Here is a 19,244-nt window from a genome sequence, read left to right as displayed (position 1 = left end):
CTGTAAATCTTAAACCAGTTTAATAGACGAATTGGAAAGCCTGCCTTAAGCGTTCAGCTTAGTATGGACCTTGATGCCCCCCTTACGTTTACCATTAACCATCTTTATCAATACACTACATAATTGCTTAAATAGCTAATAAAGATCAGGACACACGCTTTAGCAGCAAAGGGCAGGACTGGTGTAACTGAAGCGCTACAGGTATTGCTTTTCTAAAATATGGAAGATTTCAACTTAACATTTTTCCTGCTAGCTGGAGCCTTCGTATGAGGATAACGCGGGCTGGCTGACTTGTGCTTTAGAGTATCTTTTTAATGATGTTAGAATTCGTACCTGCCTTAAATAAACCCGACCGGCAGCGTTATCCCGATTTGAGTAGTCATCTTATTTACCGATGAGCTAATCGGGATTAAGCAAAGGGCGGGACTGGTAAAACCGAAGCACCACAGGCACTGCTTTTCTAAAATATAAATAATTTATGTTAGCGTTTTCGTCGTGTCAGATGGAAACATCAGACACCACGCAATATTTCGATTGAATCTGACCCAAGCGATAGGGTTGGTGCTAGAGTCGGATCTAATAAACTAATGAACAATGAACCAGTTTTACTGTGCGCGTTTCTTTTCCTCTTCACTTGCCGAAGTCCGTTTTCTGGCCGCTGTCGGGTTTCCACCCAGCCGGTAAGAGAAACTCAAAGTAGCACTTCGCGTGTCGCTTTTCTCAACAAAGCCGTTTCGTTGGTTGTCATAATTTACATCAATACGATAAACATTACTATAGAAAATATCGTTTATTGCGAGCCTTAAAGTTCCTTTGCTTTTAAAGATACTTTTGCTCATACCTGCGCTTATATCATAAAGTTTTGCCAGTTTGTAAATGCCTTGTATGGTAGGCGAAGAGTACCATGCGCTGACTTCTGCTTTTAAACCATGGGCCTTATTTAAGGTAATGGCGTGGTTAGAACTCAGATAAATGCCCCAAACATGGTAGTCATATCTTGCTTGTAAATATCCCGACTTTTCCTGGCGATAAGAACCCTGAGCATAATTGTTGATTTCCCACCAATCGGCCGCTTTAATTGGGAAAGATGCTGAGAAGCCAATTTCCTGGCTTAGATCCAGATTTCTCTGGGTATCATAAAAAAGTTTTGAGGTGTTATCCTGTACGGTAATATTACTAAAATAATTAACCACACGCCTGAGGTAAAATGAAATGTTATATTGTTGGTTGTAGGTATAACCCAGCTCCCCATTGTATATAAACGCAGGTTGTAGGGCAGGGTTTCCTTCCAGGTAGGTGTAAGGACTAGTGTAAGATTTGAAAGGATTAAGTCTCCAGTATTCCGGGCGGTTGATCCTCGAATTATAGTGAAGATTGATTTCATTATCTTTATTTAGCTTATATGCTATAAAAACTGTCGGGAATAGCTTAAAATAGTGATTCTGATTGTTGGTATTTAATGCAATCGACTTGCCATTTGTATGGGTATATTCACCTCTTAAACCGCTTTCAAAACTCCATTTACCTGCATCACCAGCTATACTGGCATAAACGGCTGATATATTTTCGGTATACTCAAAACGGTCGCTGCGGTTGCTTACCAATTGCAGACCAGTAGCCGGATTGTTATAAAAATCAAAGCTGTTTCGCGTCCGGATGCTACTATATTTTAAGCCAGACTCAAATGTCCATTTTTTCCAAAATTTACCGGTATAATCAACTTTTCCAGAGTGAATATCAATATCTTGATTAGACGGCGTAAAAATATGATACTGATTGGGCAGTGGACTACCATTACCCGAAATCCCATATGTATCTACCTGCTGGCTATTCTTATTCTGGTAGGGCACATAATCCAGGTCCACATTAATATTCCTTCCGCTGGTATCTAATTTGATTTTGTAATTGAAATTAAAACTATATTGACTAGCTTTCCCATTAGAGACATTTTCGGTTTTCAGAATCGAATCCGGTAGTGCAGCGTGGTTGTTAACGATATTCGTTAGTGTACGGTTTGGTCTGTTGTTTGCGCCGTTGTAGCCATTTACCAAAATACCGATCACCTGTTGTTTTGTAAGATTGTAATCTGCACCGATTTTATAACTATTGGCATTGCCCATGCGTATGCCTGATTTTTCATTCCTCCAGTCTGCATAATTTACTGGTGAATCGAAAATAACATATTCGCTTTCACTATGGTCTTTTTTACGGTGGCTGTAACCATAGCTGCCATACACATTTATCTTGTCTTTCCGGTAATTAAATACCATACTTGGATTGTAGCTGCTGTAAGTGGATCGGGTATAACCGCCGGAGAGTACCGCATTATATCCATCACCCTTTGGCTTTTTAGAAATGATGTTGATTACTGCACCACCCTGTGCATCATATCTTGCTGTTGGATTGGCAATAATTTCTATTTTCGAAATATTATCGGATGGTAAACTGCGCAGATAAGCAGACAAATCTTCGCCGGATAACCTAATCGGTTTATCGTCCATATAAATGACTACTCCTTTATTGTTAGCTGTTATTCCGCCATCAAACTTTGTTTGTACACCTGGCGCTTTACCCAATGCATCCCATACGGTGGTGCCGCTGGCTACAATACTATTTTCGACGTTGAATATAACCCTGTCAATTTTTCTAACAATAACCGGTTTGGAGCCTGATACCGTTACTTGCTCCAATGTTTTCTCATCACTGGCCATTATGATGATAACGGAATCGATCGGCAAATCAAGCGTTTTAGTCAGATTCTTATAGCCGACGGCCGTTAACGCTAAGTTGTAAGTGCCTTTTAATGACTGTGGGAAACTGAATAGGCCTGTTTTGGAAAGCTGCACGGCTAAAGTAGAGTCTGCATGCCGAAGGCTAATGGTTACCCCATCTATGTGTGCACCATTTTTATCGGTTACCAAACCTTTACGTAATTGAGCAAAAGCCATGAACGGGAGGCAGAAGAATAGGAGGAATGTTAACTTTTTCATGTTCCAAAACTAATGGCTCAACATGTAAAGCAAAGTTAAGCTCGGTTAAATAAGGTTAAATCTTTATTCTGTGCTTCCATCATTTAAATGATTTATTCATTTTAGGGGAATGAAATGGCTCACATCCAGATATGTTTTTCCATTGGCGGTAATTACACTGGTCATCAGCCTCTGTTTGCAGTGTGCATGGATTAGACAGTTGTACGTGGCACAAAAAAAATCGGTTTCCACAGAATTGGAATCCATAGTCAGTGATGCCTCCAAGCAGATAACCTACCGAAGTATCGCTAAAGGACACGAAAAAAGTGGCCGTTTCCAACAGTTTTTCCTTTCTCAGGAGTGGTTGGCACTAAGGCAGGCCTTTGACGAACTAAAGGTTGACAATTTGCGAAGCCAGTTCCATTATGGGATTACCAATGATAGCTCGGTCGTAGAAATGAAAATGTCGTTTCTTAATGACGCTAAATTAAAATTTGATCATAAATCTTCAGCTGTCACTAATGGAAAATCGCAACGGGAAGTTTCATTGCAAGATCAGCGCGACCTAAAGATAATGGATAGTTTGGTAAACCATCGGCTGGATCATTTGGGTTGGCATATCAATAGAAATTATGCACTTTATGACTATTCCGACGGGAGGTTGATAAAGGGACAACTGCCTTCTCAAACCGTTTCTTCTTTCGTAAGTGGTAAATATACCTATAACCTTAAGTTTCAGAATAGGTATCAACTTATTGTTCCTTCGATTACCTGGCTGATTGTTTTTCAGATGCGGTATTACCTTATATCATCTTTTTTAATGCTCTTCCTTACCGCCGCGGCCTTTTACCTGCTTATCAGGCTGATGAAAAACCAACAGCTTTATGCACAGGCGAAGTTAGCTTTTACCAGTAATATGACACATGAGCTACAGACCCCGATTTCAACAATTTCGGTAGCCCTGGAGTCCATAAAAAAATATCATTTAATAGACCAGCCGGAAAAACTGGAGAATTACATTAACATCAGTGTCCACGAATTACACCGTTTGCAGGCCATGATCGAAAAGGTGCTTAAACAGGAGCAGATGGATCTGGGAGAAACAAAATTGCAGTTCAGCCTGATTGATATACAGCCGATACTGCAACAGGTCATTCATGCGATGGAGGTACAGGTACAAGAGAAAAATGCTTCGATTATCTTTTTGCCGATAGCTGAACCGCTATTTATTAATGGCGATGCCATGCATATTTCGAATGTTTTTTACAACCTGATTGATAATGCGATAAAGTATTCTCCCCCTCATGCTAGAATTGATGTTTCCTGTAGTATTGGTGGTCATCAGTTAACAATCAGTTTTAACGATAATGGCCCCGGGATAAATGAAATTTATCAGCAGCAGGTTTTTGAGCGTTTTTTCAGGATTTTTAACCAGGATAACATACATAACGTAAAAGGATCTGGTTTAGGTCTTCACTATGTAAAACAGGTGGTAGCGCTGCACGGTGGCCGTGTCGAGTTGTACAGCAAAGCAGGAAAAGGATGTAATTTTATGATTATTTTGCCTTTGTATGAAGAAAATTAAGGTTTTGTATGCAGAAGATGAGCCATTTTTGGCACGTATTGTTTTTGATGGCTTAAGCAGTAGCGGTTATGAGGTAAACCTGGCTTTGGATGGACAACTGGCCTGGATGCAATTTCAGGAAAACAAACCCGATATCTGCATTCTCGATATCATGATGCCGCATAAAGATGGTTATACGCTGGCTGCCGAAATCAGGAAATCGGACCCTGATATTCCGATTATATTTTTAAGCGCAAAAGCACTTACCGAAGATGTAGTGAAAGGGTTTAACAGCGGGGGAAATGATTACCTGAAAAAGCCATTTAGTATTGATGAATTGCTGGTGCGCATGGAATCACTTTTAAACAGGTTTGGTGCAGTGAATAAAGATGAAAATGAGCTGGATAAAAAATACCGGTTCAGAAACTGTGAACTCGATCCTGTTGGCCAAAAGCTTAAAACTTCTGTTGGCGAATATTCGCTGTCTTATAAAGAGACCGTTCTGCTCGAATTGCTACTAAAGAACCGCAACAACATTTTGGAACGTGAGGATGCATTGATCAAAATTTGGGGTGAAGATAGTTTTTACAATGGGCGTAGCATGGATGTTTTTATGGCGCACCTTCGCAAGCTGTTAAAAACCGAACCTGAAGTCCAGATCATGAGTTTAAGGGGAGTGGGTTATAAGCTGATCTGTTGATTACACCTATTGAATGCAATCAAACTTTGATAAATGCTCCATATTCGCTCGCCACATAGTTGCCACAGTTTGTAATGGCATCCAATACAGGAATAAAACTTTTTCCAAAATCAGTTAAATCATAAGTAACTTTAATGGGAGGTTTTTTGCCATATACTTTTCGAAGCACCAAACCATCTTTCTCCAACTTTTTTAATTGAAGGCTCAATGTCATTTCGGTAATGGCTGGCATTTCCTTACGAAGCCCGTTATATCGTTTAGGTCCGCTTTTTAAATGATACAAAATTACGGCCTTCCATTTTCCACCGATCAAGTCCATCGTCAGGCTTACCGTACAAGGGTATATTTTGCCTTTTAATTCCACATAATCGCCTACACATTCTGCTTTTATCATTGTTTCCTGTAGCTATCTATTTTGATAGTTATTGCAAATGTAAATTACTCAAAATACTTTTGCAACTATAATAATCATAGTTTAAAAAAGATCAGGCAAATGTTATATCATACAATAGAAAACCAGTCAACTTCGAAAAAGGAAAAACCCGTTGTTACCATTGTTGGCATATTGGGTAAACAGGGTTACAGTGTTGCCCGTACACTGTTAGCAAGCGGTGCATACCATATCCGAGGCATAACCCGTCGTGTTGACGTTCCTGAAGCAGTTAAGCTTACTGATCAGGGCGTTGAACTTATAGCCTTACCGCTTATCCCCGGCTGTAAGAAAGAATTTACAGAAGCGTTTCGTGGCACCGATAGTCTTTTTCTAATGACACCAAACATTGCCCCACCGGCTACCTACGAATTTGATTTGGGTAAAGAACTGGCAGATGCAGCCGTTGAAGCAGGAGTACAGCAGATTATTTTTAGTAGTCTCGAAGATGTAGATAAGCTAACAAACGGAAAATTATTTGCACCTCATTTTACAGATAAAGCCAGAGTGGAAGCCTATATCCGTACGTTACCGGTTCGGAGTTCATTTATCTATATGGCATTCTTTTTTACCAACTTAATGGAGTTTTATACCCCTCAATTAATAGGTGATACACTCGTATTTCCGATTTATTTACCAAGGGATTTTGCTGCGCCTTTCGTAGATCCGCTTACTGCAACAGGACCTGCAGTTTTAGAGATGCTGTCCAATCCGGATCAATATGATGGTAAATCATTGCCCGTAATCGGCGATATCATTTCACCACAGGAAATGGTTGATACCTTTACAAAAGTTACAGGAATAAAAGCTGAATATAGTTCCGCATACGAAAGGCACGAGATGCTCCGGCATTTTCCGGAATTTGCCTCGAGTGAGATTTTGGTACGTGAGATTTTAGGTATGGCAGAATTTGCCGTTGAATACGGTTATTTCAGTAAGGACCGGGATCTGGAATGGAGCCGACGGATCGATCCAGGCACCTTAAATTGGGAATCCTTTCTACGAAAAACCAATTGGGAGGGTCAGAAACTGATATACTAATAACATCCAAGTGAATTTAATAAAAATGTGGTCGGGCTATAGAAACCCTTTTCCAAAATCAATTGACGGCTGCCCCCATGATCTCATTTGTAATCGCTAAAGATTTAAGTAGGTTTTTACTGTCAAAAAGAAGGGTGATAAAACGATCATTCTTCTTAAAATACAATTTTAAGCCTCTGGGATATAGACTGCCTTCTCCCAGCTTTTCTTTCCTGATTTTAAATTTGCTGAACTTTAACATGCTTTCTTGTGGACTTGTCTTATTCATTACCAGATTAAATGGCAGGCCTGCTACCTCAATAGATTGATCATCAGCTATGATAAAAAACATTTCTGTAATGGTTTTGTCTTCCCTTAGGTTACAGTATAGTTCCAGCCCTGATTTGGTTAGCCATTTTGCATAGGCATCGTCGTTGGCATCCTCATAAAAAACAGCTTTCAAACCTAATACTGCAGAGATTTTCTCTGGCGTTTGAGGGAAAATAAACTCCTGATTTTTATTTAAAAGGGTTTTAAGTCCGGCATTTTGCTGTGCAAATGAAAATAATGACAAAAGTTGAAAGAACAATGTTAATTTATACGCGATCGTTTTCATAGGGCAGGGGGAATAAATATTAGTGTAGTTTTACAACAATTGCTGCTGGTGTGCGGCTGCTATTAGTTCGGCCACATTCTTCACTTCGAATTTCTGTATCAGGTTTCTCCGGTGTGTATCTACTGTCAGTGGACTTAAAAATAGTTCCTGGGCAATATTCTGACTCGTTTTTCCTTCTGCTAAAAGTGTTAGGATCTGCTTTTCCCTTCTGGTGAGCTGAGGCGTATTGCGCAACTGGTTTTTAGTCGGACGGCTGATAATTTCAACTACTTCCTTACTGTAACAGATATTTCCTGTTACTGCTGATGCAATGCACTGCCGAAGTTCGTCAAGTGAGCTGTTCTTGAGCAGGTAGCCACTGGCACCATTCTGTATGGTTTGCATAATAATACTCCGCTCGGTATGGTTGCTCAGAATGAGTATGGTGATGGTGGAAAATCGTTCTTTGATCATCTGGCAAAGGTCCATTCCATTGATATCCGGCAGGGTAACATCCAGCAGTATCAGATCTACCGGCTCGGTGTTTAAATAAAAAAGCAGCCCCGCGCCGTCTGAAAAACCGCCTACTATTTCCAAATTAGCTTCATTTTTAAGCAAGGTTTTCAGTCCTTCAATAACAATAGGGTGGTCATCTACAATAACCGTACGCAGTTTATTCATTGATACTGGTTTTAAGTTCTATATCTATACTTGTTCCCTCGCCAGGAGCAGAATGCACTTCAAATTTCCCTTGCAAAAATGCGATACGGTTCTTCAGGTTATCCAGTCCCATTCCTTTCTTCCCCGAAAGCATGGCCATATCAAAACCCCGGCCATTATCTTCAAAAGTGATGAAAATAGTATTTTCGTTTTGGCTACACTGCAACAGGATGTTATCTGCCTGCGCATGCTTGATTGCATTGGAGATAAGTTCCTGCACAATCCGGTAGATATTGAGCTGCACATTCATTGCAATATTTTTTTGAATGCCAAACATTTCAGAGGTTATTCGTAATCCATCACGCATATAGAACTCACAGAGATCTTTCAATGCAGTTTCAAGCCCAAATTTAAGTAGCGTATCCGGCACCATATTGCGGGCAATGCGACGCAACTCCGTAACTGAAGTATCTAGTTGTCCGATAATGCGATGCAGGTCCTTATCGTTCGAGATCGCCGGTTGGGTATCTGTCCAGCCTGAAAGACCAATTTTCACACCCGATAGCATCCCGCCTAAGCCATCATGAAGGTCCCGGGCCACCCGCTCTCTTTCCAGCTCTTCACCTTCAAGCATGGCTTTGGTAATCTTCAGCTGTTGTTTTCTCTCCATTTCATTCAGCTGTTGCTTGTAATTAATCTCCTTTTGATCTGCCAGTTTGCGTCTGTTCCGTGCGGTGAGCAGAACGAATACCAATAAAAGAAGCAGAAAAAGGCATCCTAAACCAAGTATAAACTTATACAAACGTTCGTTGCGGGCATTAAGCTGTACCTGCTTATTTTCCGATTGAAGGTTCTGTATTTTTTGCTGATTTTTCGCGGTTCTATATTTCGTTTCCAGTTCATTGATTTTTACCTTGGTCTGGTCGGTGGTTATGCTGTCATTACTCTTCCGGTATTTACTTAGCCAGCGGTATGCCTCTTTATAATCCCCAAGCTTTTCATTTACTTTGGCCAGTTCCGAATAAAGCATGGCCCGGTCATTAATTTTGGCAGTTAAAGTACCTTCTTTAATGATATCCAGTAAAATTTGTCTCGCTTTTCCATAGTTTTTTTGCTGCTGATAAATCTCATATCGGCGGAAGAAAAACTGTTGATAGAGTTGTTTCTGGTTGTATTTCTTAGCAAGCGTAATGCCTTTGTCTATACTCCCAAGTGATTTGTCAAATGATGATTTTGTGAAATAGTAAAGCGATTCATTATAATAGTATAGCGGATAATTTAAAGAGGAAGGATAGGGCTTTAGTAACTTTTGTGCTTTTTCCAAAAGTACATAAGCCTTGTCGGCATTGTTATCGTAACAGTAGATACTTACCCCGGTAAGATAGGAAAATAACAAATCGGTATCAACAGCGCCGTTTTTTTTCAGTAAAGTTATGGCTTTCTCATTATAAGCTGCCGCTTTGGAAAATTGGTAGTTATTCATCAAAATAGTGGCAAGCTGTGTATAATAATAGGCAATACGTTTTGGGTCGCCGGTTTTCTCTATAATGGGAATAGACTTTTCCAAAGTTATTTTTGTGATAAAATCATACCCCATTTTATCTACGTTCATGATAGCGTAGTTATACCAGGATGCAGCCTGTTTGGCGTAGGCAATTTTCGTTTTAAATGGCGAAAGTGCTTCTGCGGCTCTTTTAAAGGCATCGGATGCTTTCGGTTTATTCCAGTTGAAATAATATTGTCCTTTATAGAAAAGAGCCAGTGCATTTAAATATTTATCGTTTTTTGCGGCAGCTGTACCTGCTTCCAGATAAGCTTTACTTTTCAAGGTATCTTTGAATTTCCAATATTCTACTAAGAGAAAATTCGTATTTGCTCTTGAGCTGTCTGGAATTTTTTTCTGTAGAATATGCTTCAGGCTGTCGAGATAATGCTGCTCATTAAGCGGAACCTGTTGTTGGCCAACAGATTGAAATGAGATTAAAATCGCTATCAGGAATAAAAAAAATCTGGTCATGCTTTAAAATTTACACCATTTGCCAGGCTGAAGAGGAGCTAATCTCGCCAATACGCAAATTTATGGTTAAATATCATACATAATTCTTTACCTGCCATCATTTCATCTGGTAGTAATAAAAAATACCTGAAAACCAGTAGAAGAAAAACGGTAAAAACCGGTATTTCTTTTGGCCAATACTTGCAATAGCTTTGGCCTTATACTATAAATAGCATAAAACTATGAAAATATTATCCTTGAGAGCTTTTTTAACTAAAGCTAAGCCGATCCAAAATCCACCCGTCAGTTTTTGGGCAATCCTTTGTTTGATCATGATCATCACATGCCTTTCGGCATGTTCAAAAAAAGATGACGCCGTTGTTGAAACTACCGGCGATTATTATCTCCGTGCAAAAGTGGGCGGTAAAGCGATCAATTTCTATAAAGTTAATTTTCAGGGCGGTGGCAATGATAACCGGTTCGAGCATATCGTTATTGGTGGTCACGAGACTTCTTATCCCGCATCTGGACCCGTGTCGCCTTCTCTGGACTTTGAGATATGGAAAATTGGGGGCAATATTACCCCAGGTACTTACGCCACACCTGCAGAAAATATGATCGCACGTTATGCTATCCAGAAAAGCGATGGCACGCTGATTTACAATACTTCTTATGGCGACGATGTATTTACCGTGAAAATTGAGGCCATAAGCAAAACCGGTATCAAAGGAACTTTTTCCGGTACGGTAAGAAACCTGGCCGGAGAGGCCATCAGCATTACCGATGGTACATTTAATCTTCCTTACGAAACAATTATTAATCCTTAATATCAATATCATGAAGCTTAAAAAATATGTCCTTACACTTTTTTGTATGTTATCAGCAATAACAGTGATTAATGCCCAGTACAAAGAACCAGAGAAAAAAGATAAAGCAGAGATCTTCCGCCCGGAAATGCCTTTCGACTCATTGCTGGCAAAAAAGATGCTGGCTAAAGGCACGGCCGTTATCAAGGGAGTTGCCTATACCAAGCAGAAACATCCGTTAGGCTATAGCGTTCCCTTTTCTCCACGCATACTTGCCAATAAAATTACCGTGGTTCTACTCCCCGTAACACCTTATTTTGAGGAATGGTACCGACTGAGAAAAGATAAAGAGAATATCAAAAGAAAACGCTTTGTTTACCTCTCTGACCAAGCTTACCGTTATAGATTAGAAGCCATCACCAATAGCGACGGTGAATTTACGTTCCCGGATATGAAGCCAGGTAAATATTTTTTACAAGGTATGTTAGATTATACGCTAAGAGGTACTTATAATGCCTATACAGGTTCGGGTTATAACGATTATGGTGGAAGAACAGATTATTATCAGAAAAAAGAATATTTCAAAAACATTCAGGACCGGATTGAAACATTTGTGGAGGTAAAGGAAAACGGCGAAATAGTTAAGGTCAAATTACACTAATTGATAACTCATACTCTCCAGCCCTATGAAAACAGCAAAAATAAATATAACAATAACAATTTTAATATTATTGATTTCAGGTATTAAGGTACATGCCCAACTCGGTGGCTTGTTTGAAAAGGCCAAGGGGAAAGCGGAAAAAGCTCTTGAAAAAAAGATTCACAAAAACGCTCCATCTAAGAAATCTAAAACAGCAATTAACTCAGGAAGCGGCAATGTTGCTATTGGGGATTCGGTTCTGTTTGCGGAAGATTTTTCTTCATTTGAAACCGGTGCGACAGCCAATAGTTTCAAAACAAACGGTGTAGCTAATATTGTAACTATCGATGGTCAAAAAGCTAAATGGATGGATGTGAAAGATAAGGCAATTTATAAATTTTCCCGCCAGTTCAATTACCCTAAGCAATTTACCTTGTCTTTTGATATCATTGCAAAAGCAGATCAGATCAACGACATTGCTCCAATGTCGTTCGGCTTTGCAGGCGATAACAGTGTCAGCCAGCACGATAGCAATATCGGAACCTATGTACAACTGCATTATTACGATACCGACCAGGTAAATATAGGCAGTGATAAGCCTAAAACATTCGTGAGTACCACCTTTGACCTCGAGCCATGGCTCAACCGTCCACTGCATGTTGTATTATCGGTAAATGGTGATCGAATGGCGGTATATCTTGATAATGTTAAACTTGCCGATACTGTGCTTTTCAGTCCTACAGCCGCTAAAAACTTTTATATCTCGGCACCATGGCAATATGATAATGATGCGAAAGTACTGGTCAGTAATTTTCAGGTTGCTGGCTTTACGAAATAGTCATTACGGAATCCCCAAAAAAACGTCCTCTCGACAGATAGTGTAGCGGATTGAAGAGATCTTTGAGCCGGGTTATTGAAATGTAGTTAAAATGATGGGAATGCTAAATCAGGTAAAATTAAATGAACCGATCATGAAATTTTTAATGTAAATTTAGACATCAATTATATGAAATATTACAGGCACATTCTTCTTTTTTGCTCGGTTACATTATTGCTTGTTGCAAATGTTTATGCACAAGGTGATACCTCAGGAAGCACGAACATTGATAGCCTAATTACAAATCGAATGGCTGAAAGTGGTATTGTTGGACTTGGTGCAGCCATTATTATTGATAAAAAGGTAGCGTGGAAAAAAGGATTCGGATTTTCTGATCGGGAAACGGGAACCGCTTTTACTACCTCGACTTTAATGAACATCGCTTCGGTTTCCAAAACAGTAACTGGTGCCTGCCTTATGAAAGCAGTAGAGCAGGGTAAACTGTCACTAGACGAGGATATCAACCACTATCTTACATTCCAAATCCGAAATCCAAATTTTCCCGACGCTAAAGTAACGCTGCGAAATTTAGCTACCCATACTTCAGGACTGACTGATCGATATCCCTTTTATACCGATAGTCTTTACTTTAACGGAAAAGATTCGCCTCATGAACTGGGTGATTTTCTTCAGCAATATTTTATGCCGGGCGGGCAGTATTATTCTAAAGAAAACTTTCTGAACCATAAACCCGGAACATTCCGTGAGTATTCCAATATTGGGGCAGCACTTGCAGGTTATATCGTGGAAATCAGAACTGGTCAAAAATTGAACGAATACAGTAAAAAATACCTATTCAATCCTTTGAAAATGAACGATACCGGATGGTTTTTGTCAGAAATAGACCTGAAAAACCATACCAAACTTTATGAGAAAAAGGATCATAAAATTCAGGCGATCCCTTTGTATGGTTGTACTACCTATCCGGATGGTGGCGTGCGCAGTTCGGTAGATGACTTGAGCCATTTCTTCATCTGTCTGTTAAATGATGGAAAATATCAAAACAGGCAAGTGCTTAATGGAGAAATGGTTAGAGAAATGCTCAGGTTTCAGTTTGATGAAACCCATACCCCTGAAAATGTAAAACCTAAAACATTAAACTCAGGTATTTTCTGGGCAACAAAAATGGGAGCAAAGAGGATTGGCCATAATGGATCTGACCCTGGAGTAAGGGTTTTTATGCTTTCTGATCTTAATAAAGAAGTCGCTGTTATCTTATTTAGCAATACTTCTTTGAGCGAACAGGAAGAAAATAAATTTTTCGAAATATATGAAGATCTTTATCGCTATGGCCTCGAAATTAAAAAATAAGAGATTAAATTATTTTAACCATATATGAAAAAAGTCCTGTTGCTGATCTTCATTTCTCTTTTGCACTGCGCGATAAAAGCGCAGGAAGTACTTGAGCCATCCTCAAAAAATCATCCTGAATGGTCAAAACCTTTCCCTCCATTTCGTATTGTGGGTAATCTGTATTATGTAGGCACAGCCGACCTGGCTTGTTATCTCATCGTTACGCCAAAAGGAAATATCCTAATCAATACCGGACTGGCATCGTCTGATAAGATGATTAGGGAAAGCATCAAAGCGCTGGGTTTTAAACTTTCAGATACTAAAATCCTGCTAACTACACAAGCTCATTTTGATCATTTGGGTGCCATGGCTGCTATCAAGAAATCGACAGGAGCCAAGTTTATGGTCGATTATGCAGATGCTCAGGTAACAGCTGATGGTGGCCGCTCTGATTATGATCTGGATGGTAAGGTTTCAGTTTTTAAACCAATCAAAATAGACCGCATTTTGCACGATAAGGATATCATCAGTCTTGGAGGAATGGAATTAACCATACTTCACCACCCCGGACATACCAAAGGCTCCTGTAGTTTTTTGTTCACAGTAAATGACCAAAACAGAAAATACAGGGTGCTGATCGCCAATTTACCGACTATTGTAACAGACAGAAAGTTTACAGATATCCAGGCTTATCCGCATATTGCAGAAGATTACGCTTATACGTTGCGTAGCATGAAAAACTTAAAATTCGATCTCTGGGTAGCCTCACATGGTGTTCAATTTGATCTCCTCAAAAAACACAAACCTGGCGATTCCTATAATCCGGCTGCTTTTATGGATGTGAAAAACTTTTATGATTATCTGGATGAATTGCAGTTGGAGTATGATAAGAAAACAACGAAATAGTTGGTCATCTCTTCTTTAGTTTATTATCTAATAATTTTATTGATTCCCTTATTAACGGCTAGTTTATCCAATGTATCGTTTTTTAGGTTAATAGCATATTTTTGGATCCGGGTATGATATCCGGAATATATTTCGTTAAAGAAAAGATCAGATGAATCATGAAAGTTTTCACGCTGTTTGGGTCGGAAGAGCTAAATTTATGTATTTACTGATCTCCTGAAGTATCTCTCTTCTCCTCGCGTATCTTTAATTGCAGGGCTACCGGAGTGGCAGCCCTGTGATAGTTAGGATATCATTGCTCTGGGGAGAAATGCGAACTTAGTGCAGTTGAGGCGGCGCTAAAGAAGCCCCCTACGATGGTACTCATTGTTTTAAATGCAGTTGTATCTTCAAAGTCGAAGCCGATTTGCAAAAGCAGTTCCACCCGGTTGTCGTCCATCACGCTCACTTGAAATGAGCCGGTATAGTCGCTGATCCCGGGTACCCCGGTAGCCGTGTAACTGTAGCCATAAGGATCATGTTCAATCAGTGTTTCTGTTATTTTGATACTATTGGGTAATGTAATCGATCTCACCTTGCCGTCTATAATGAAAGTGTCCCAAAAAGGTTTTGAGAAATCACAGGTATATGCGGCCACGAGGTCTTTCATTCCTGCGGCGAAAATCCATCTCTTTTTGATATTGAACGTTCTTCCATCTGGGATCACCTGTAAAGGGATATAAAGCTCACCGTAAACCAGGTCGGTGATCGCATCAGTATCCATAATTCCCTTGGTATATTTGACTACCCATCTTGAATTTGCTTTTGTGCGGTCTTTTTCTTCTGGTTGACAGCTCACTTTGATATTCAGTTCCCGTTCAATCAGATCATAAACCGGATTATCGCTTTCCGATGATTTCAGAACACCGCTTACCGAGTGGCCATAGTTGAGCAAAATCGAAAGCCAGCCCACAGTCGTTCCTCTTGGTACTGTAATAAGGAACAGGCGTTCGGCGTATGAAATTAACTGATCAACCTTATTCTGATCCAAGACTTCTCCGTTGTTCAGAAGCAGGTTCAGTTCATCATATAAAACATCCGCCCTTTTGGCCAGGTAGGTTGGAGGCCCTTGCATCATCGCCTGGGTATATTCTTCTGGAAGGTGGGAAATTAACCAGGCTGGGATGTCATCCAGGTTTGAATCAAATCCTGTTGGCCACCGCGAAGTTTCCACCCGCTGTAATGGATCCATTTCAAGCAAAGTTTTGCCTTCATTGTAAATTTCGCGATGGAAGATATTCTGGTGATGATCATCAGTAACCGAAATGATAAAGGGATCAATCGGTTCCCCGTCTTTTGATACCAGATGGTTATCTCCGTTTAAGAAAGGCCTTATGCCGTTCTTTTCAAGCAGGTTGAGGCGTAGGGGAGTACCTTCACTAAGTACTTTCGAAGCATCATAATTCACCAGGTCGTTTAGGCCGTTAACCTCCAGGTACTGTTGTACACCGGATGTCTGCACTGCACCTGTTGATTGCATGATTTGTAAGGGTACGTATCCGGCCGTTGCCCCGCTGTCAGCTGTTACCTGTAGCGTAAGATCAACGATATTTACACCTATAGGGGGTAATTTTTCCCTTGGTTCCCTGAGGATATTTTTTTGTCCGGGAAGGTCTTGCCATACCAGTGCGCGGTCAAGCGTCCGTTCCCCGTCTGCGGCATGCAGCATATGCGTTCCGGTACAGCCTGACTCATCAGTCGGTGGATCAGGGTCTGTTGAGAGCTGGACTAGGCCAAAACCGCCGAAGCGTAGCCTGAGTACCAGAGTGTCTTCGAATATCCTATCCTGTTCATTCGGATTTTTGGGTTCATTGCCAAGCATGGAAGGGTTTTCACTAAACATTCCCGCATCTGGGAATTCCTGCTGATAGCTCAGGTCGGGCATGGTGTTTGAATAACCGCCATGCTCGCGGAAAGGGAACTGTTTTTCAAATTCATTTAATCTCGACAGTCCGGAAAGCCTCGTGATGATCATATCTGCCTGGTAACCGCTGAAATTGGCTTTTACCACCTCAATCTGCTCTCTGGCCCAATCGGCTACATTAGCCAGTACGCGAAGCGCCAGATAATCAATCTGTTTATTGATGGTCTCGCTGCGCTCCGTATCTGAAAAATAGTCGGCCAGCTGAGTCGCGTCTGTTGGTAAACCGGGTAGGGCATCCTTGTCGAGCCTGAACATTGCTTTCAGGTCAACCGGAAAAAAAGATATGAGTTCTAAGAACGGTCGGATAGAAAGCGACATCATCGGCCAGGTGGCGATCATCTCAATTGCCAGTCTCCTGTCTTTGTCTGTCTCCCAGAGTTTGACCTCATAAATGCGGGAAAGCCATGACAGCATTACCAGGTAACAGGCATTGAATTGTTTGGGCATTTCGGTAACCAATTTTTTTAGGGAGTTGTTGCCCATATCTATTGGCAGCGGATCCCGGTTTGCATTGAAAGTAGTGCCCACATTTTTGCAGAGCTCTTTTTCAAATTCCATATCCATATAGATCATCGCAAATCTGTACAGGTGCGATTGGCGACAGAGTTCTGCATCGGCAAGCCATGGGGGAGTGCTGTATCCTTTGGTCCGGGCATTTTTTTTGTCTTTTTTCCAGGCTTCAAGGTATTTTCTTGTTCCGCCAATTTCGGTTACTTTGGCCAGAAAACGTTCTGCTTTGGCTTCGAATCCCTCAAATCCTTCTCCTTCCTCCACAATTTCTTTTACGATGCTTTCTACATTTTTAAAGTAACGCAATGCATGTTGGGCATTGGCCGTTGAAAATTCTGTGTAGTTTTTGCTCCTGTACACAGGGCCAACGGGTAGAAATCCCTCACCGGCTGCAAAACCCTGCATTTCGTTATTGAAACCCAGGTTTGAATTTTTAACCTTTCCGGTGTCGAAGGCCTGCTGGTAGAGGGGAAGGATCCCTTTGGTATAAAAATCGCCGATTGACTGAAAACGAACATATTTCAGGTCTTCCTCGGCATCGGGCAAGGCTTCCAAAAGCGCAACCTTTAACATCGCCTCATCACTCGGTGCCAGGTTGAGGTAGATGTCACTCAATGCCCTTTTTATGTCATCTCTCTTTTGCTGGTCGGCAATGTTGTACAGAATCCCTTCAAGATGAAAATCCAGTTCAAATTCGTAGAGTTTCTGGAATAGTGCTTTGTTTTGATCACCGAATGGGTTGGAATCCTGTAGAGAATCTGTGGATTCAAAAAGGATGAACTGTTTGATCTGCTTACTGGTTAACCCCTCTAGTGGGATCTCGGTACCCTCATCCTGGGTATCGCCGGGCTGGTAAATGTCCCAGTTGGAGATAAACCAGTTTCCGGTGTCTTTTTTCCGGTCTGGCAGGGCAAAGCTTGGAGACTTATCAAGCGCGCGCAGTAAGCACTGGACATAGTGGAGGTGCATCATCTCTTCGTGCGAAACGCCGAGGATACTCTGTTTCCACTGGCGGGCCTTTTCAAATTGGATAGCTTTCCTCAGGTTGGGTTTACCATTATTCAGTAAGGCAAATTCCTCTGGCAGGCTTTTAATGGTTGATGCCGTATACAGATAAGTATCCAGCAGGCAATGTTCAAGCTTGGAAGCCTGATGCAACATGCTCACGAGCATGTTTAATTCATTGTTTTTCATGGAGCGAAATTGATTAAGATGTTTTTTATTTATCTGGTTAAGTATATATTTTTTGATTCATTACCATCTATTGTTAGATATTTACTTTTGCAACAAAAGAAGATACTGTTTTCGTATCAGTACTATCTACAGCTACGTAAATACCTAAAATATTATTTTGATATACGGTGTTGGCACTTGTAACACTTGAGTCTGGAAAATCGATATCTATCCATTTTGCTTCTCCAAATGATCCGTCAGCATTTCTGCTGACAGAAACAAATGATGCTCCGTTTTTTTCTCCATTTGCGGTAAGCCAATCCGATGGCATATTATAACCGCCATTTTTAGAAATAGTAATGCCTTCAAAATGAGTTATTATAGACAAAACTGTTTCGTTTTTATAGCTAAATGATTTCAGATTACTGGTTTGTTTCGTTTTAGAATTATAATCAACCAAAAAAGCCTGACTTATTTTTCCGAATTTTGGGCTTGTATATCCTCCTGCCATAGTATAACTATCTCCACCATTATGCCAGATACCATACAAAGTAGTCGTTAAAGAATCGGGTACTTTAAAGTCTGCGTATTGTTTATTTACTATATCATAGAGAAATGCGTACCCGTTTTCGTCATTATCAACATCATAATTTCCAACAGCGATACCACCCATTACACTATGAACAAATACGTTATTTGTATTCCCTCCATTGGGTGACACCTGAACCCACGTTCCAGAACCATCAACAGGGCCCTCATAAAAAAATCCGAGATTTCCACTGGGAAATTTACCGGTAGAGGCTGATATTTTATAAGATCCAACTAGCTGTATCCTACCATGAGGTCCGTTATTGGGACCGTAGCATGAAGTATTTATAACGGTAGCTTCCGGTGAACTCGGAAAATTAACATTATGCCACTTTCCTTCGTTTCCGCTTCCTTCAATTGGTCCCTCATAAATTACTCCCTGGACAAGATTATCCGGACCTACTAAACTGCCTGCGATATATACATTTTCAGATTCAGAAACTCCTCTGATTCCTTGTATGGTTGTTTGCCCGGCAGGATTATTAAAATCAGCATAACTTACTGTATTTACCTCTGATTTTATATTTGGTGCCATAATTTTTCTTTTGATTGCG

Annotated in this window: 15 protein-coding genes; 8 read left to right on the top strand and 7 right to left on the bottom strand. The window is 40.5% G+C overall.

The window, feature by feature from the left end:
• Positions 1–605: 605 nt before the first annotated feature.
• Positions 606–2,990, bottom strand: a complete 2,385-nt coding sequence (locus ACIQXP_RS23585) for a TonB-dependent receptor (protein ID WP_387508194.1) — start codon at positions 2,988–2,990, stop codon at positions 606–608.
• Positions 2,991–3,099: 109 nt separating this feature from the next.
• Between ACIQXP_RS23585 and ACIQXP_RS23580 the strand changes: the two genes are divergently transcribed.
• Positions 3,100–4,554 carry a sensor histidine kinase gene (locus ACIQXP_RS23580; RefSeq protein ID WP_387508196.1) on the top strand — a complete coding sequence of 485 codons (1,455 nt, stop codon included), beginning with the start codon at positions 3,100–3,102 and terminating at the stop codon, positions 4,552–4,554.
• On the top strand, positions 4,541–5,233 hold the full coding sequence (locus tag ACIQXP_RS23575; RefSeq protein WP_293741990.1) for a response regulator transcription factor: 693 nt from the start codon (positions 4,541–4,543) through the stop codon (positions 5,231–5,233). The genes ACIQXP_RS23580 and ACIQXP_RS23575 overlap by 14 nt, the downstream gene beginning before the upstream one ends.
• Positions 5,234–5,252: 19 nt before the next feature.
• Here the strand turns inward: ACIQXP_RS23575 and ACIQXP_RS23570 are convergent, their stop codons facing one another.
• Positions 5,253–5,627: a winged helix-turn-helix transcriptional regulator gene (locus ACIQXP_RS23570; RefSeq protein ID WP_293741991.1), complete on the bottom strand. Its 375-nt coding sequence runs from the start codon at positions 5,625–5,627 to the stop codon at positions 5,253–5,255.
• A gap of 99 nt (positions 5,628–5,726) precedes the next feature.
• On the opposite strand from ACIQXP_RS23570, the gene ACIQXP_RS23565 reads away from it, so the two are divergent.
• Positions 5,727–6,704, top strand: coding sequence for an NmrA/HSCARG family protein (locus ACIQXP_RS23565; protein WP_387508198.1), 978 nt, complete (start codon positions 5,727–5,729; stop codon positions 6,702–6,704).
• Positions 6,705–6,762: 58 nt separating this feature from the next.
• Here the strand turns inward: ACIQXP_RS23565 and ACIQXP_RS23560 are convergent, their stop codons facing one another.
• The 3 genes from ACIQXP_RS23560 to ACIQXP_RS23550 are packed head-to-tail and all read right to left on the bottom strand — an operon-like array spanning position 6,763 to position 9,955.
• Positions 6,763–7,299 carry a hypothetical protein gene (locus ACIQXP_RS23560; RefSeq protein WP_387508200.1) on the bottom strand — a complete coding sequence of 179 codons (537 nt, stop codon included), beginning with the start codon at positions 7,297–7,299 and terminating at the stop codon, positions 6,763–6,765.
• Between the two features lie 30 nt (positions 7,300–7,329).
• Positions 7,330–7,959, bottom strand: a complete 630-nt coding sequence (locus ACIQXP_RS23555; protein WP_387508202.1) for a response regulator — start codon at positions 7,957–7,959, stop codon at positions 7,330–7,332.
• Positions 7,952–9,955 carry a tetratricopeptide repeat-containing sensor histidine kinase gene (locus tag ACIQXP_RS23550; RefSeq protein WP_387508204.1) on the bottom strand — a complete coding sequence of 668 codons (2,004 nt, stop codon included), beginning with the start codon at positions 9,953–9,955 and terminating at the stop codon, positions 7,952–7,954. Before ACIQXP_RS23550 ends, ACIQXP_RS23555 begins: the two co-directional genes overlap by 8 nt.
• Positions 9,956–10,176: 221 nt before the next feature.
• Here ACIQXP_RS23550 and ACIQXP_RS23545 point away from each other — a divergent pair, with 221 nt between their 5' ends.
• From ACIQXP_RS23545 to bla, 5 genes are all read left to right on the top strand, one after another.
• Positions 10,177–10,761 carry a hypothetical protein gene (locus ACIQXP_RS23545; RefSeq protein WP_293741996.1) on the top strand — a complete coding sequence of 195 codons (585 nt, stop codon included), beginning with the start codon at positions 10,177–10,179 and terminating at the stop codon, positions 10,759–10,761.
• A gap of 10 nt (positions 10,762–10,771) precedes the next feature.
• Positions 10,772–11,401 (top strand): carboxypeptidase-like regulatory domain-containing protein, encoded by a 630-nt coding sequence (locus ACIQXP_RS23540; protein ID WP_387508206.1) that lies wholly within the window; start codon positions 10,772–10,774, stop codon positions 11,399–11,401.
• 25 nt (positions 11,402–11,426) lie between these two features.
• Positions 11,427–12,218: a hypothetical protein gene (locus ACIQXP_RS23535; RefSeq protein WP_387508208.1), complete on the top strand. Its 792-nt coding sequence runs from the start codon at positions 11,427–11,429 to the stop codon at positions 12,216–12,218.
• A gap of 168 nt (positions 12,219–12,386) precedes the next feature.
• A complete protein-coding gene (locus ACIQXP_RS23530) occupies positions 12,387–13,568 on the top strand; it encodes a serine hydrolase domain-containing protein (RefSeq protein WP_387508210.1) in 1,182 nt (393 codons plus the stop codon).
• A gap of 24 nt (positions 13,569–13,592) precedes the next feature.
• Positions 13,593–14,456 carry a subclass B3 metallo-beta-lactamase gene (gene bla / locus ACIQXP_RS23525; protein ID WP_387508212.1) on the top strand — a complete coding sequence of 288 codons (864 nt, stop codon included), beginning with the start codon at positions 13,593–13,595 and terminating at the stop codon, positions 14,454–14,456.
• A gap of 292 nt (positions 14,457–14,748) precedes the next feature.
• On the opposite strand, the gene ACIQXP_RS23520 is transcribed toward bla, so the two are convergent.
• Together ACIQXP_RS23520 and ACIQXP_RS23515 are read right to left on the bottom strand one after the other, a co-directional pair.
• Positions 14,749–18,123 (bottom strand): ferritin-like domain-containing protein, encoded by a 3,375-nt coding sequence (locus ACIQXP_RS23520; protein ID WP_387508214.1) that lies wholly within the window; start codon positions 18,121–18,123, stop codon positions 14,749–14,751.
• Between the two features lie 73 nt (positions 18,124–18,196).
• Complete coding sequence (locus ACIQXP_RS23515) at positions 18,197–19,225, bottom strand: hypothetical protein (protein ID WP_387508216.1); 1,029 nt, start codon at positions 19,223–19,225, stop codon at positions 18,197–18,199.
• Positions 19,226–19,244 lie beyond the last annotated feature (19 nt).

It is taken from the genome of Pedobacter suwonensis (genome assembly GCF_044762335.1).
GTDB lineage: Bacteria > Bacteroidota > Bacteroidia > Sphingobacteriales > Sphingobacteriaceae > Pedobacter.
Note: the sequence above shows the minus strand (reverse complement) of the source record. Positions and strands in the feature narration are given on the sequence as shown.